Raw genomic sequence first — 13,898 nt, 5'->3', positions numbered from 1 at the left:
TGGATTCCTTAACTTCAAGAAGCTGCATCCTGACTATGTTTGTGGGGGTTTTACTAATGAAAGATTTTTTTGGAGAAATTTACTAATTGCGATGGATAACTTCTGTTTTTCGTCATTAACTATTTTCTTCTTTGGTTTGTTTATCACAAACCAAGGGACTTTAACTAAGGCATCAATTCTAACATTTTTTGGATGTCCATAAACTTTTATTGGGATCATTGGATGAAATTTCTCCCCAAATGCTTCTCCATGATCAGACGTTATCACTATTTTCCCATCAAGTATCTTTACAAGCTTTTCAACATATTTAAGAGCTATCTCTAAGTTTTTACGATACGCTTGCACAACGACCTCTAGGGGTATCCGCCCTTCTTCAACTAAATCCCACACTGTTTTATCCTTCCATTTCATAGCCCCTTGAAGTACAGCTTCTCTGTGTTTGGCGAATCCGGTTTCTTCGGCCAATTTTAACGTTAAATATGGAAAATGGGGTTGCATAAAATGGATTATAAAACGTTTGTCAGAGTACTTTTTAATGCTGAGTTTTGTGTATTCATAGACTGTTCTGGGATGAACTGTGTTCAGGTTATTGTCCCACCCATCTTTCCATACAGATATAATCTTGTAGAATTTGTTCTTAAGGAGCATATCAACAAAGGGGTTAGCAGTTATATACACAATCTCATTAAATACTCCTTCGCCAAAATTCTCTGACAAGAATTCTAGTGTCATGCTTCCATTGGAAATTCTGTACTCTAATTTGCCCTTTTTGTATAGAACACTTTTTTTAATTTCCTCTGAGAAGACATCAAACCTACATGCATCGAGTATTATAAGATGATCCCAATTTTCGGAAAGGACAGAAAATCCATCTTTTTTTCTATATACTACTTTGGGGGCATATTTTATTATTATCTGACGCCACCACATGAGATTTCTATAATTATTAGAGAGATTCTTTAAAACCTGTGTAACACCCACCTTAATTTCCCCCATATCTCTCTTGATTCTTTACTATATCTCTTTTTTATGAGTTTTTTTGCGTTATGTCCAATTTTTTTTCTAATTTTGGGATTTACGATTAGATACTTTATGGATGCTATAAACTCTTCATTAACATCATTGACTATTATTGCGTGTTTATTATTGATTAAGTCTAAACCTTCAGCACCTTTCTTAGTTGTGACAATTGGCAAACCTGCGACCATATAGTCGAGTATTTTAATCTTTATACCGGCTCCTCTTTTCAAGGGTACTATTGCTATATCACAAGAGGAAAGAAAAGTATTTAAATTTTCAACAAAGCCAATAAACGATACATTCCCTTTTGAGTGTTGTTTAGGTACAGCAGTTCCAGCTATTATGAAAGTGGCCTCCTTTACTTTAGGAGCTATCTCTTTTTGAATAATTTCAATTGCCTCTCTGTTTGGGAGATATGTATATGTACCGTGAAATACTAAAACGTATCTTTTAACGCTTGAGCGTTTTTTAATCTCCTCCCAAGGTGCATCTTTAATATTAATATTTGGAGGGACTACTATTATTTTTTCAGGATTTATGTTATAAATTCTTAAAAATTCTTTTTTATCCCTATAGCTAATCGTGAATATATGATCTGCATATTTAGCCATTATAAACTCGTTTATAGTGATTTTAAGCCTATTTAACCAATATTTGAACGTGGATCCTTCCACTGTAGTGAGTGCATATTGAGAATATCTTTCGATTTCAACATTGTGAGCATCATAGGTTACACCAATATTTTTTGTCTTTTTAAGAAATAGGGTAAAAAGGGCACCGTTAGGCATTGTTTGGATTATCATTTCTCTATCATTAATTTCTTTTAGGAATGACAATATCTCGTGTATGTATTTTGGATTAAAAGAGATAAATGTTAAAAAGAATTTTTTAAGAATGTTTAAACGTTTAAAGCTTAAATTGTATGATCTGACTTTAATGGGATATTCAGTTAAGGGAAGTTCTGGGAGGAGCAGTGAAATCTCAGCATTTAACTCTTTGAAGAGGTGAAATAGATATCTAACTCTAGCTCTCCCCCCAGTGTTTCCGCTGAGGGGATCTTTAAATGGTAATATCCACAAGATCTTGCGTGTGGGGGTGTTCTCTCCTTTCATAAGCCCTCGCCTATTAAATCGTTATATCTACGTTCATAACAGCTAAAGTAGTGTTTACTTATCTCTTCTTGAAGGTTTTTTATATCATACCTTTTTTCTGCAAGTATCTTAGCGTTAAATCCTATCTTTTTTCTGAGTTTTGGATTTTGAATTAGTCTCTCAATACTATTTATAAACTCTTCATTGACCTCTTTGGTCAATATTGCATGTTTTCCGTTTACAAGTTCAATACCTTCAGCACCTTTTTTTGTAGAAACAATTGGCAATCCTACGCTAATGTACTCAAAAATCTTTGTTCTACTTCCCCCTCCTTTGAGAATAGGAACAATAGCAATGTCTCCTGAGGCTAATACTAAAGATAAATCATCGACAAAACCCAAAATTTTTAATTTTCTGACTTCGTTTCTTGGGAGACCCTTCCCTGCTATTATAAACACAAGATTTTCATATTTTTTTCCAATTTGGGGTTCGATATAATTTTGTATGAGATCAACGGCTTCTTTGTTGGGGTAATATGTAAATACACCATGGAAAAGTAAAACAATAGTTTTCTTATCTAACCCCAATTTCAGTTTACTGTTAGTTTTATAGTGTCTGGAGATCCTTGTAATAAAGGATCCTATGGGGATGGTGTTAATAATATTACTGCTTAGAAAGTACCTTTCACAAAATCTTTTTTTGTCTTCTCTGCTTACTGTAATTATTATATCGGAAACACTAGTAGCTATACGTTCAATTATCCTCTCATATAAACACCTTAAATATACTAGGGGCTTTAATATTCCATGACTTGGATCTTTTAAAACTACCTCATAACATCTTTGGGCTTCGACATCATGTGCATCATAAATTAGGAGAAATTTCAACTTTAAGATCTTGCGTAAGAGAGCGGCAATTGGGATTCCCCATGGGTAAGAAAGCTGTACTACTGTGGGTTGCTCTTTTTTTAGGACTCTAAAAAGCGAAAAAACGTAGCTTGGGTTAAAATCTATTAAAAATGCTCTGAAAATCTTATATTTAAAAAAGTACCTTCGCTTCGATAGAGGATTTGGTTGATTTTTATACTCCTCTGATTCAAGCGTTACAATATCCCCAAATGTAGACAAGGCTCTTACGAGATTATTAACTCTCCTTTCTTTTCCTGATTTTGGGTTGTAAATATTTCGGGGAAAAATTATTAGGATTTTCATATATCCTCTCACCTAAATATTTCTAAGATTTCTTAATCGAATTCTCACTTTAGACAGTTCTATCTCTTTCAAATGCTCTCTGATCTTATTTTTCATGTATGAAACAATCTCTTGAGAGTTCAGGTCATTAATTAAATTATTTCTCTCCTCTGGATCGTCTTCAAAATTGTAAAGTTGATAGCTGTTGTCCCCTTCATAGTAAATCAGCTTGTATGGGTACTCAACATATGCAATCGCCTTCTTCCTTTCTTTCATGATGTTGCCTACGATCTCGCTCTCTTGGTATTCATGCTCCGAGTAGAATGCCCTGTGTTCCTCTTCTTCTCCACTCATTAAAGGTAATAAACTCTTCCCCATAAATTTCTTCACTTTCTGGCCCGAGACAAGATCTACAATGGTTGGGGCAAGATCCATTAGGGAGACATTAGACTTAACATCTTGGTAATCCCAACTTCCACTGTAAAATATCAAAGGCACATGAATGTGGACGTTGTAGAGCGTTGGTTTGTCTTTATCGACTCTGTGAGTGAAGTCCTCATGCTCCCCAAATTCTTCTCCATGGTCTGCTGTTATTACAATTAATGTTTCATCAAGCAATCCATTTTCATCAAGATACTCGAGGATTTTCTTAATCTCTTGATCTATCGTGTAAATTTGGGCATCGTAAAGGTTGATTAAAATCTGGGCCTCCTCTGGGGTAACTTTCTCTGGGGCATTGAGCATCTTGGTGAAAAGTCTTGCTTTTTTGAAGTCGCTAACGTCTTTAAAACCGAGTTTTTTCATTACTTCTTTATCTGGGAGGTAGGGATAATGGGCATCCATAAAATGGGCCCATAGAAAGAGTTTTTCATCCTTATATTCCTCCAGATGATCAATAACCCTTTCTCTGAGTTCATCTGCTCTAATGTATGGGGTTTTGCGGTTTTTTATCGCCCTGTATTTATCAGCAAATTGAAGAAATCTATAAATTATACTCTCTTTTGGAATCTTCTTTCTCAATTTTACAGCGAGAGAGCTCTTTTTCTTGGCTTCCTCTCCACTTAGAAAGTCATTGAATATGTCAAACCCTTTTCCATACCCAAAGTACTCCGAGAGAAATGGGTTGGAGTTCAGTCCAACGGTTTTAAATCCGAGCATTTTCATGACTTCGGCCAGAGTTATTCTTCCTGCTCCTATTTTAGGGCCCTCAAACATAAGGGGGTAGGTTGATGTGAGAATTGATGGAAATGAGTAGTGAGTGTGAGGGCCATTTGAGAAGGCCATGAAGAAGTTTGAGCCCTCTTTGGCGAGTTTGTCTATTGTGGGGGTTATATTTCTTTCATAACCATTATAATGAACGTGATCACCACGAAGACAGTCAATTGTGATAAGCAGCACTTTTTTGATTTCACTCATATTCTCTCACCTTTAGACTCATCTCGGGAGATAACTTATATGTTTTGCGGCATCAGAGAATTATAAATTTGCTTTATATTTTGTCCATAGCTTTCCCAGGTGTAGCCGAGCCTAAATAATGACTGTCGACTCTCCTTTTTCATTCTTTCCAACTCTTGTGGGTTTTCTAGTAGGTAGAGTATCTTTGTTGCAAGATCTTGGGTATCATTTGGAGAGATCAGGAACCCGTTTACATTATCAAAAACTTGTTCTGGAATTCCGTTTATATTGGAGGCTATGATTGCACATTCACTGCTCATGGCCTCATATATTACAACGGGTTTCCCCTCGGAGAGGCTGGGGAGAACAAATATATCTGCAATCCCATACCATTCTTTAAGTTCTTCAAATGGAACCTTACCAGTAAAGATAACACGATCGCTAATATTCAGCTCTAATGCTAGTTTTTGTAATTTTTTCTCTTCCGGGCCGCCCCCTACAATAACAAATTTGACGTTTCTCTTAATTTCCTGAGGACGTTTTTGTAAAACTATTGGAATTGCCCGCAAAAGGGTTTTGACGTTCTTTCTTGGTATCAATTGCCCGACATACAATACTATTGTGTCCTCAGGAGTAATTCCATACTTCTGAATAACTATTTTTGAATCCTCTAGCTTTAGAGGCTTAAATTCATTCGGATCAACTCCTAGACTTATGTGTTCAACTTTCTCTTCGGGAAGGCCAATGTTTATGAGGTCCTTTTTAAGGAATTCGGCAATTGTTATCACCTTATCTGCGGCTTGAAGTGCTGAGAGGACTTTTTCTGAGCATATCTGGAGATTATTGGGGCTGTGCACGGTCACTACGAGGGGAATATCCAATTTCTTTGCTATGGGAACGCCTCCATAACCATCAAGATAAGGGTGTAAGGCGTGGACAATATCTGGTTTTGTAAGTTTTCCATTATTTAGGCTTTTCTCAATGAATTTACCAACAAAATACCTGTAAGACTCTCCAGTAAGGCAATAAAAGAGTGATTTTGGAATGAGATAGAGAAACCTCGGGTAGTAGATTGGATATTCGTGGGAGAGCTCTTGGTTTGGAATCTGTGCAAACTTAGAAAATGGGGGAGCGAAGGGCCTTGGAGCTACGACAGTAGGCCTTGCATAATCTAAAACACTATCAACTGCCTTTTTATTCCAAGGGGCCCATGTTTTATTTACCGGATCTGGAAAGTTGGATGCAAGGAAGAGAATATTCATTTGAGCTCACCTTTAAACAGAGGTAGTGAATAGCTTAAACAATCAAGAATCTCGGAAGTCATAAACATATCGGGGAAATTCCTGGAGGGTTCGATTGTGGACGTTCTTATTCCTAAAAGCTTTGTGATAATATTGAACACCCAGTCGTTTTGAACCTCCTTAGAGAACCTTCTTCTTGCTATCTGTCTGTAAATAGCGTAACCAAACCTGAAGAACTTGTGTGTTATTGGGTACTCCCCAATCCAGGCGCTCCTGAGTGAAGTTAGCACATCTTTTGGAAAATCTCTCCACCTGCCTTTTTCCCATCTGAGGGCTATGTTTGGGGTGTTTTCTTCTAGAACTGTTATTATTTTTTCAGCATTATCTAAATAGTTCTCCTCCCATTTGGAAGCATAGGCAAAAGAAGCCAAAGCAAAGGCATACGCACCTGTGAGATAATAGGCGAACATTAGGCCGCTTCTTGACCACTCAAACCTTCCATCATGTCTTTGAACATCTGAGAGCCATTGGGTTCCTTTAAGCATGCAATCTCTGAGCCATTTTTCTTGAACAATCTCCTGGATTTTTGAAAGGTAGTAAAGCGTAACGCCTTGATAATGAATACATGGGACTTTTAGGTGGTATTTTTCACTTCCCCTATTCACTGTATATGGAAATGATCCGTCTTTTTCCTGGAAGTTACACACTCTCCTGGCGGCCCTTTTTGCACCTTCTAATGCTTTTTTATCACCAAAAACCTTGTAATACTGGGCCAAGAAAGCCCCACAAGTCGCATCAACGTTAAGATAGTCTGCTGTGTATAGCTTAGACTTGAGAAAATATCCAGGTTCTATCTCGCTTGAGAGAACAAAGTCTCGTGCTTTAATTAATGCTTGTTGGGTCCTCTCTTTAAGGTCACCCTCTAGGTATGGCAGGGATAAAAGCAGGGCCTCTCCAACAAAGGAAGTCACAAGAGCGGATTCTTGATTATAGTTTGGATGAATCTCATTCCAAGAACCGTTTGGATTTTGCCTTAATAAAAGAAAGCTCACAATTTTTTCAATGATGTCTCTCTCTTGTTCCCCATAAAGTCGGATTATAGTTTTCAAGTATTCAACGCTGACCCTGTTTCTAACTATTCCAAAAACTGGATCTTTTATGTATGCACTGCTACCTTCAACTATCAGATGTTCCCTTGTGTTGCTTTCCAATGAATGCAGGTACTCTTCAATGGCCTTTTTCATGTTGCTCCCTCACTAAATCAAGCACGTGTAAAAACTTTCTCGCCGAGGCCTCCCGACTATATTGGGAGACATACCTTAGCCCATATATCCTCATTTTTTGTGGGTTTGAGCTTAAGAGTTTTTTAATGCATTTAGCAACCTCTTTAGGGGTCTTCCCCACGCATCCTGCCTGGCTTTCTTTGGCCACTCGCTCAATTTCCCCAATTCCAACTCCCACAAATGGAAGACCACATGCGAGGTATTCATAGATTTTTGAGGGTATTGCATATTTTAAGCTCTCATCAGCTTTTATTGGGGCCACACCAATGGTGGAAGAGCAGAGAAGATTGACGACTTCCTTTCTTGAAAGCATTCCGATGTAGCTTACCCACTTGGACAAGCCAAGTTTTTCAGCCTTTTCTAGAGTTTCTTTGAGGTTTTCCCCACTTCCTGCAAGGATCAAGGGTATTCTATCTTTTTCATCAACCAGAGCATAGGCTTCCAAAAACGTGTCGAAATCCTGAGCATGTCCAAAATAGCCAGTATAGACCATTTGGGGTTTTCTTTTTGGTTTTTCACATTTGAATGTTTCTAGATCAACACCGTTTGGAACAACATAGCATTTGGCGGGGTCTATTCCATATTCCTCAACCAGTTGGCGTCTTATCTTGGGAGTAACAAGGGTTATGGCATTAGCGGTTTGAAGGGCTTTGGACTCTAGAAACCTAAAAACTCTCTCAACAATACTCCCTCTCTTTATAAAGCCGAGACTAACGCTGACGTCCAAGAATAGATCTCTAATATCTACTATAACCTTCTTCTTCAGAATTTTTCCGATAAGGGCCACAATATACATTTGGGGAGGTGGAGAAGTTATTAGGATTACATCTGTAGATTTTTTGTTTAAAATCAACCAAATACTCGCAAAGATTGGGAAGAGGGTGTAGTATAAGGCCCGTTCAATATTTGAGGCGTCTTCTTTGGGTTGGTATGTAAAAAGTCTGATTATATCCCCCTCTCTTTTTGAGAGCTTGAGTTCTCGGGGGAAGCTTCCAAAGGGATAAGTCTCGATGGCAGAAATGACGGTAATCTTAACTCCAAACTTGGTGAGGTATTTATACAAGTCCCCCATTCTTGATGCGTTGCCTCCCTTTTCCGGTGGGAATGCTTGAGAAAATATTATGAGATCCGCGGTTGTATCCATGGGCATACCTCACATCACTTATCTCAACAATGCTTTTATAATTTAGGGCGTCAATAGTCTGTGGTGTTTAGAATGGGTCAAAAGTATTTCGTTCATCCCCTAGCTGTTGTTGAGGAGAATGTTGAGATTGGAGAAGGAACCAGAATATGGCACTTCGCTCACATAAGAAAGGGGGCTAAAATAGGGAAAAACTGCAACATTGGGAAGGACGTGTACATTGACGTGGGAGTTGAGATAGGTAACAACGTTAAAATCCAGAATGGGGTAAGTGTTTATCATGGTGTTAAGGTTGAAGATGATGTTTTCCTCGGCCCGCACATGACCTTCACCAATGACCTCTATCCTAGGGCGTTCAACGAGGACTGGGAAGTGGTGCCAACCCTCGTAAAGAAGGGCGCAAGCATAGGCGCACATGCAACAATAGTCTGCGGGGTAATAATTGGTGAATACGCCATGATAGGTGCTGGGGCTGTTGTTACCAAAGACGTTCCACCATTCGGGCTGGTATTTGGGAATCCAGCTAGACTTAAGGGCTTCGTCTGCTACTGCGGAAGAAAATTAAAGGAAAAAATCGGTGAAGATGAGAGTAATATCATGTTCAAATGCTCCCACTGTGGGAGAGAAGTGAAAATAAGAAAAGAAGATTATGAGCGTTATCTAAAGGAGAAAAACTTGTGAGGCGGTAGATATGAGAAATATTCCAATTGCCAGACCTTTAATTGGAGAAGAAGAGATTAATGCCGTTGTTGAGGTTTTGAAAAGCGGAATGCTTGCCCATGGAAAAGAAGTTGAAGCCTTTGAAAGAGAGTTTGCAGATTATTTGGGGGCAAAGTACGGGATAGCAGTTACTAATGGCACTGCAGCTTTGGATATTGCCCTAAAAGCTATTGAAATCGGCCCGGGGGATGAGGTTATAACCACTCCCTTCACGTTCATTGCATCGGCCAATTCAATACTCTTCCAAGGAGCAAAACCTGTTTTTGCTGACATTGATCCAAAGACTTACAACCTTGACCCAAACGAGGTTCTAGAAAAAATAACAGACAAAACCAAGGCTATAGTGGTTGTCCATCTCTATGGTCAGCCCGCGGACATGAAAGCCTTCAAGGAAATTGCCGAAGATTACAAGCTTTATTTAATTGAAGACTGTGCTCAGGCCCATGGTGCAGAATTTGAAGGACAGAAAGTTGGAACCTTTGGAGATATTGCAGCCTTCAGCTTCTACCCAACCAAGAACATGACCACCGGCGAGGGGGGAATGATAATAACAAACGATGAAGAGCTCGCGAGGAGGGCCGAGCTGATAAGAAACCATGGACAAGCTGATAAGTACTTCCATGTTGAACTTGGCTATAACCTGAGGATGACCAACATTGCGGCTGCTATTGGAAGAGGCCAGCTCAAAAAGCTCGATGGATGGAATGAGAAGAGAATTGAGAATGCAAGGCTTTTAACTGAGGGAATAAGCAAGATTGATGGATTAACTCCACCCTACGTTGATCCAAGAGTCAAACACGTATTTCATCAATATGTGATTAGAGTGGAGGAAGAGTTTCCGTTAAGCAGAGAGGACCTTATGGCAAAATTGAGGGAAAAAGGAATCGGAAGTGCTGTACATTACCCGAGTCCTGTTCACCAGCAGCCTTTCTATCAAAAGCTTGGCTATCCAAAAGACATCTGTCCAAATGCCATTGAAGCCTCAAAGAAAGTGCTGAGCTTACCGGTGCACCCGGCTGTTAGTGAGGAGGACATTGATTATATAATAAAAACGCTCGAAGAGCTTTCCTCTTAATTTAACTTTTAGGTGATCAAAATGCTCCGCGTCGGTGTTGTTGGTGTTGGAAACATGGGGAGACATCATGCAAGGATTTATTCTGAGTTGTCTAAGGAAGGAAAGGTAGAATTTGTTGGGGTGGCTGATGCTAACTTAGAGAGGGCTAAAGAAGTCGCTTCTCAATTTAAAACAAAGGCTTTTGGAGATTACAGGGAACTGGTAGAGAAAGTTGATGCAGTGAGCATTGCAGTTCCAACTTCTCTTCACAGGCAGGTTGCTTTGGAGTTTATTGAAAACGGTGTAAGTGTTTTGGTGGAGAAACCCATAGCCGAAAGCATTGAGAGCGCTCAAGAAATAATAAGGGCAGCAAAGAAGAATAATGTCACCTTAATGGTTGGACATGTGGAAAGGTTTAATCCCGGTGTTCTGAAGTTGAAAGAGATTTTGGATGAGAATTTAATCGGAAAAGTGGTTACCCTCACTGCCAAGCGTGTTGGCCCCTTGCCTCCACAGATCAAGGATGTTGGTGTGATAATAGATTTAGCGGTTCACGATATTGATGTCATGAGCTTTTTACTTGAGAGAAATGTGAGGAAAGTTTACGCTAGGGCTGGGAGTGCAAAGAACCCCCTTGAACTTGAGGATTATGCGATAATAATGCTTAATTTTGAAAACGCCACGGGAGTTGTGGAGACCAACTGGCTTACTCCCCATAAGGTTAGAACCCTTAGCGTGGTTGGGACCGAGGGCATAGCGGAATTGAATTACATAACCCAGAAGCTCATCTTATACAATCATGAGTGGGTTAAAGAGGCGAAAGTGCAGTTTAAAGAGCCTCTGAGGAATGAGCTTGAGCATTTCGTTGAGTGTGTTAAAAAGAAAGAGAAACCATTGGTAAATGGAGAAGAGGGGCTTCATGCTCTGATGGTTGCTATAAAGGCTTTAGAAAGTGCCAATAAGGATGAAGCAATAGACGTGGAGTTCACATAACTCAATTTTTAAGGTCTAATAGAACAAGTGAGGGACACCGTATGGTTCGGAGGCCTCAGTGAAGTTTCGCTCTGAGGCAGGGCCCATATCTTCACTCATAAACCTCACAACTCTGGGTAAGTTGTCAGGTTTACGGTTAGATATGAACTCTGGATCAGGGTGAAGCTTTCGCTTCGGTCCCTTTCCACACAGTGCCCCTCAGTATATAGTTGGTTTTGAAGTATATAAACCTTTCTGTTTCAAAATTTTTATTTAAAGCAAAATATAATTTGAAATCTGATAAAAAATAATTAACATATACTTGTTAAAAGTTAATAAAAAATTTGAATAATTACACATAAAAGTTCATGGGATTCTCATGGAAAACTTTTATAAGCTCTAATTAAGTTTAATTAAATGTAATTAAATATCATTAAAGCTGGAGGTGTTTGTAATGGGGGATGAGGAGAGAAAATACACAACCGTTTCTATACCAAAGCCTCTTTACGAGAAGATAAAGAAAAGAATTGAGGGAACAGGCTTCACTTCAGTTTCAGACTACGTGACCTACGTTTTGAGAGAGGTTTTGGCAAGTCTTGAGGAAGAGGAAAAGGAAGAGGTCTTCAGCGAAGAGGAAGAGGAGAAGGTTAAAGAGAGACTCCGTGCTTTAGGATATCTCGACTGATTCTCTAAAACTTTTTTAGGTGATAGCAATGGTTTCTAAGCCCCACGGAGGAAAATTGATTAGGAGAATAGCTGCCTCAAAGACAAGAGAGAGGATTTTGAGTGAGCAGCATGAGTATCCAAGGGTTCAAATTGATCATGGAAGGGCTATTGACCTTGAAAACATAGCCCATGGTGTTTATTCTCCGTTAAAAGGATTTTTAACGAGAGATGATTTTGAGAGTGTTTTAGACCACATGCGCCTCAGTGATGACACTCCATGGACAATTCCAATAGTTCTTGATGTTGAAGAGCCCACATTTGAAGAGGGGGATGCGATACTCCTCTATTACGAAGATCTGCCGATAGCGAGAATGCACGTCGAGGAGATATACACCTATGATAAGGAATACTTTGCGGAGAAGGTATTCAAAACCACGGATAAGGCCCATCCAGGAGTTTCAAAGGTTTATTCAATGGGCAATTATTTAGTCGGTGGAGAGATAGAGCTCTTGAATGAACTCCCAAATCCCTTTGCCAAGTATACCTTAAGGCCCATCGAGACGAGAGTTCTCTTTAAGGAGAGGGGATGGAAGACGATAGTTGCCTTTCAGACAAGAAACGTTCCGCACACTGGCCATGAGTATGTGCAAAAGGCTGCCTTGACTTTTGTTGATGGTCTTTTCATAAACCCGGTTCTTGGAAAGAAGAAAAAGGGCGACTATAAGGATGATGTCATAATCAAAGCTTATGAAGTTCTTTTTGAGCACTACTACCCGAAAAATGCGGCGGCCCTTGCCACAGTGAGGTATGAAATGCGCTATGCAGGGCCTAGAGAGGCAATCCACCATGCAATAATGAGGAAGAATTTTGGTGCAACCCACTTCATAGTTGGAAGAGATCACGCAGGTGTGGGAGATTATTACGGGCCTTATGAGGCATGGGACCTCTTCGATGAGTTCCCTGACCTTGGAATAACTCCAATGTTCATCAGGGAAGCCTTTTATTGTAAAAGATGCGGGGGAATGGTAAACGCCAAGATATGCCCGCACGATGGCGAGTTCCACACAAAGATAAGTGGCACAAAGCTCAGGAAGATGATAATGAACGGTGAACAGCCGCCTGAGTACTTGATGAGGCCCGAGGTGTATGAGGTCATAAGGAACTTCGACAATCCCTTTGTAGAGTGATTTCCATGTTGATAATCCATCACTGGGACACGGATGGTATAACTTCAGCGGCTTTGCTCATTAGGGCCCTTAACCTAGAGGAATTCAGGAATCTAACTCCACCCATCGGAGAGTTCCGCTTTGATGAGAGGATCAAAAGGGCCATTGAAGAGGCTGAAAAGATCTACGTCCTCGACCTGAGCCTTCCCCATGAGGTTGAGGGCATTGAGAAGGAAATCATGTTCATAGACCACCACATCCAGCCAAGAATCAAAAATTCGAGGGTGAAGCAGATAAACCCAGCCCTTGAGGGTGATGAGGCCCCCTCGGCCTCTTTCGTTGTTTCTCAATATTTTAACATCTGGAATGCATGGAGCGCTTTAGGGGTCATTGGAGATATAGGTGGGAAGGCCTTTAAGATCCCGAAGGTTGAAGAGCTTTTGGAAATGGAGGGAATAACAAAGGAGGAAGCCCTAAGACTGGTTAGTCTCATAGATTCAAATTATGTAACCATGGATAGAGAAAGTGTGGAAAAGGCCCTCAAAGTGCTCCTCGAAAACCCGATAAAGGATCTTCTGACCTATGAACCCTGGGTCAAGAAAGCGGAGGCGATAGAAGAAGCTGTGCAGGATGCCCTCTCAAAGGCCGAGGTTAAGGATGGGATTGCTTTCATGACTTTCAAGAGTCCCTTCAACATAATCTCCAAGGTGGCCAGAAAAGCAGTTTGGGAGATTGGCTATGAAGGAGCGGTGGTGGTTAATGAAGACTTCCATGGAAAGGCCCAGATTTACTTTAGAGTCTCCTCCAAGATGGCTGAGAAAATCAACATGGCCCAAGTGATATCCGAGCTTAAGGGCAAAGGGTTCAATGCTGGAGGTAAAAGAGAGGTTTTGGGTTGTGTATGTGAGAGGGATAGGATTGAGGAGGCTTTGGGTATAATTAACGCTCATCTGAGGTGA

At 40.0% G+C, this 13,898-nt stretch carries 13 protein-coding genes; 6 read left to right on the top strand and 7 right to left on the bottom strand.

Annotated features, from left to right (window positions below; genetic code table 11):
• Positions 1-33: 33 nt before the first annotated feature.
• Genes EP1X_RS01430 through EP1X_RS01400 form a run of 7 tightly spaced genes read right to left on the bottom strand, consistent with a single transcriptional unit; the run spans position 34 to position 8,370 of the window.
• Positions 34-930, bottom strand: coding sequence for a hypothetical protein (locus EP1X_RS01430; RefSeq protein WP_156300690.1), 897 nt, complete (start codon positions 928-930; stop codon positions 34-36).
• A gap of 29 nt (positions 931-959) precedes the next feature.
• Positions 960-2,132: a glycosyltransferase family 4 protein gene (locus EP1X_RS01425; protein WP_055281003.1), complete on the bottom strand. Its 1,173-nt coding sequence runs from the start codon at positions 2,130-2,132 to the stop codon at positions 960-962.
• Complete coding sequence (locus EP1X_RS01420; protein WP_055281001.1) at positions 2,129-3,322, bottom strand: glycosyltransferase family 4 protein; 1,194 nt, start codon at positions 3,320-3,322, stop codon at positions 2,129-2,131. Before EP1X_RS01420 ends, EP1X_RS01425 begins: the two co-directional genes overlap by 4 nt.
• A gap of 12 nt (positions 3,323-3,334) precedes the next feature.
• A complete protein-coding gene (locus tag EP1X_RS01415; protein WP_055280999.1) occupies positions 3,335-4,717 on the bottom strand; it encodes a sulfatase in 1,383 nt (460 codons plus the stop codon).
• A 35-nt stretch (positions 4,718-4,752) separates the two neighbouring features.
• Positions 4,753-5,958 carry a glycosyltransferase family 4 protein gene (locus EP1X_RS01410; RefSeq protein WP_055280997.1) on the bottom strand — a complete coding sequence of 402 codons (1,206 nt, stop codon included), beginning with the start codon at positions 5,956-5,958 and terminating at the stop codon, positions 4,753-4,755.
• Positions 5,955-7,181 (bottom strand): prenyltransferase/squalene oxidase repeat-containing protein, encoded by a 1,227-nt coding sequence (locus EP1X_RS01405; protein ID WP_055280995.1) that lies wholly within the window; start codon positions 7,179-7,181, stop codon positions 5,955-5,957. The genes EP1X_RS01410 and EP1X_RS01405 overlap by 4 nt, the downstream gene beginning before the upstream one ends.
• A complete protein-coding gene (locus tag EP1X_RS01400; protein ID WP_055280994.1) occupies positions 7,165-8,370 on the bottom strand; it encodes a glycosyltransferase family 4 protein in 1,206 nt (401 codons plus the stop codon). The genes EP1X_RS01405 and EP1X_RS01400 overlap by 17 nt, the downstream gene beginning before the upstream one ends.
• Positions 8,371-8,436: 66 nt before the next feature.
• Between EP1X_RS01400 and EP1X_RS01395 the strand changes: the two genes are divergently transcribed.
• From EP1X_RS01395 to EP1X_RS01370, 6 genes are all read left to right on the top strand, one after another.
• The gene (locus EP1X_RS01395) at positions 8,437-9,042 is read left to right on the top strand and encodes an acyltransferase (protein WP_055280992.1); all 606 of its coding nucleotides are present in this window, start codon (positions 8,437-8,439) and stop codon (positions 9,040-9,042) included.
• 10 nt (positions 9,043-9,052) lie between these two features.
• Positions 9,053-10,156 carry a DegT/DnrJ/EryC1/StrS aminotransferase family protein gene (locus tag EP1X_RS01390; protein WP_055280990.1) on the top strand — a complete coding sequence of 368 codons (1,104 nt, stop codon included), beginning with the start codon at positions 9,053-9,055 and terminating at the stop codon, positions 10,154-10,156.
• A 21-nt stretch (positions 10,157-10,177) separates the two neighbouring features.
• Complete coding sequence (locus EP1X_RS01385) at positions 10,178-11,128, top strand: UDP-N-acetylglucosamine 3-dehydrogenase (protein ID WP_055280988.1); 951 nt, start codon at positions 10,178-10,180, stop codon at positions 11,126-11,128.
• 433 nt (positions 11,129-11,561) lie between these two features.
• Complete coding sequence (locus EP1X_RS01380; RefSeq protein WP_055280986.1) at positions 11,562-11,792, top strand: ribbon-helix-helix domain-containing protein; 231 nt, start codon at positions 11,562-11,564, stop codon at positions 11,790-11,792.
• Between the two features lie 28 nt (positions 11,793-11,820).
• Positions 11,821-12,960: a sulfate adenylyltransferase gene (gene sat, locus EP1X_RS01375; RefSeq protein WP_055280983.1), complete on the top strand. Its 1,140-nt coding sequence runs from the start codon at positions 11,821-11,823 to the stop codon at positions 12,958-12,960.
• Between the two features lie 5 nt (positions 12,961-12,965).
• On the top strand, positions 12,966-13,898 hold the full coding sequence (locus EP1X_RS01370) for a DHH family phosphoesterase (RefSeq protein WP_055280981.1): 933 nt from the start codon (positions 12,966-12,968) through the stop codon (positions 13,896-13,898).

The sequence above is a fragment of the Thermococcus sp. EP1 genome, from assembly GCF_001317345.1.
GTDB lineage: Archaea > Methanobacteriota_B > Thermococci > Thermococcales > Thermococcaceae > Thermococcus_A.
This window is presented reverse-complemented; position numbering and strand designations above follow the sequence as displayed.

What these genes read in the sequence shown, in the direction of transcription:
- EP1X_RS01430 (WP_156300690.1), bottom strand. Translation starts at nt 930, where the DNA reads ATGTGGTGGCGTCAGATAATAATAAAATATGCCCCCAAAGTAGTATAT.
- EP1X_RS01425 (WP_055281003.1), bottom strand. Translation starts at nt 2,132, where the DNA reads ATGAAAGGAGAGAACACCCCCACACGCAAGATCTTGTGGATATTACCA.
- EP1X_RS01420 (WP_055281001.1), bottom strand. Translation starts at nt 3,322, where the DNA reads ATGAAAATCCTAATAATTTTTCCCCGAAATATTTACAACCCAAAATCA.
- EP1X_RS01415 (WP_055280999.1), bottom strand. Translation starts at nt 4,717, where the DNA reads ATGAGTGAAATCAAAAAAGTGCTGCTTATCACAATTGACTGTCTTCGT.
- EP1X_RS01410 (WP_055280997.1), bottom strand. Translation starts at nt 5,958, where the DNA reads ATGAATATTCTCTTCCTTGCATCCAACTTTCCAGATCCGGTAAATAAA.
- EP1X_RS01405 (WP_055280995.1), bottom strand. Translation starts at nt 7,181, where the DNA reads ATGAAAAAGGCCATTGAAGAGTACCTGCATTCATTGGAAAGCAACACA.
- EP1X_RS01400 (WP_055280994.1), bottom strand. Translation starts at nt 8,370, where the DNA reads ATGCCCATGGATACAACCGCGGATCTCATAATATTTTCTCAAGCATTC.
- EP1X_RS01395 (WP_055280992.1), top strand. Translation starts at nt 8,437, where the DNA reads ATGGGTCAAAAGTATTTCGTTCATCCCCTAGCTGTTGTTGAGGAGAAT.
- EP1X_RS01390 (WP_055280990.1), top strand. Translation starts at nt 9,053, where the DNA reads ATGAGAAATATTCCAATTGCCAGACCTTTAATTGGAGAAGAAGAGATT.
- EP1X_RS01385 (WP_055280988.1), top strand. Translation starts at nt 10,178, where the DNA reads ATGCTCCGCGTCGGTGTTGTTGGTGTTGGAAACATGGGGAGACATCAT.
- EP1X_RS01380 (WP_055280986.1), top strand. Translation starts at nt 11,562, where the DNA reads ATGGGGGATGAGGAGAGAAAATACACAACCGTTTCTATACCAAAGCCT.
- sat (WP_055280983.1), top strand. Translation starts at nt 11,821, where the DNA reads ATGGTTTCTAAGCCCCACGGAGGAAAATTGATTAGGAGAATAGCTGCC.
- EP1X_RS01370 (WP_055280981.1), top strand. Translation starts at nt 12,966, where the DNA reads ATGTTGATAATCCATCACTGGGACACGGATGGTATAACTTCAGCGGCT.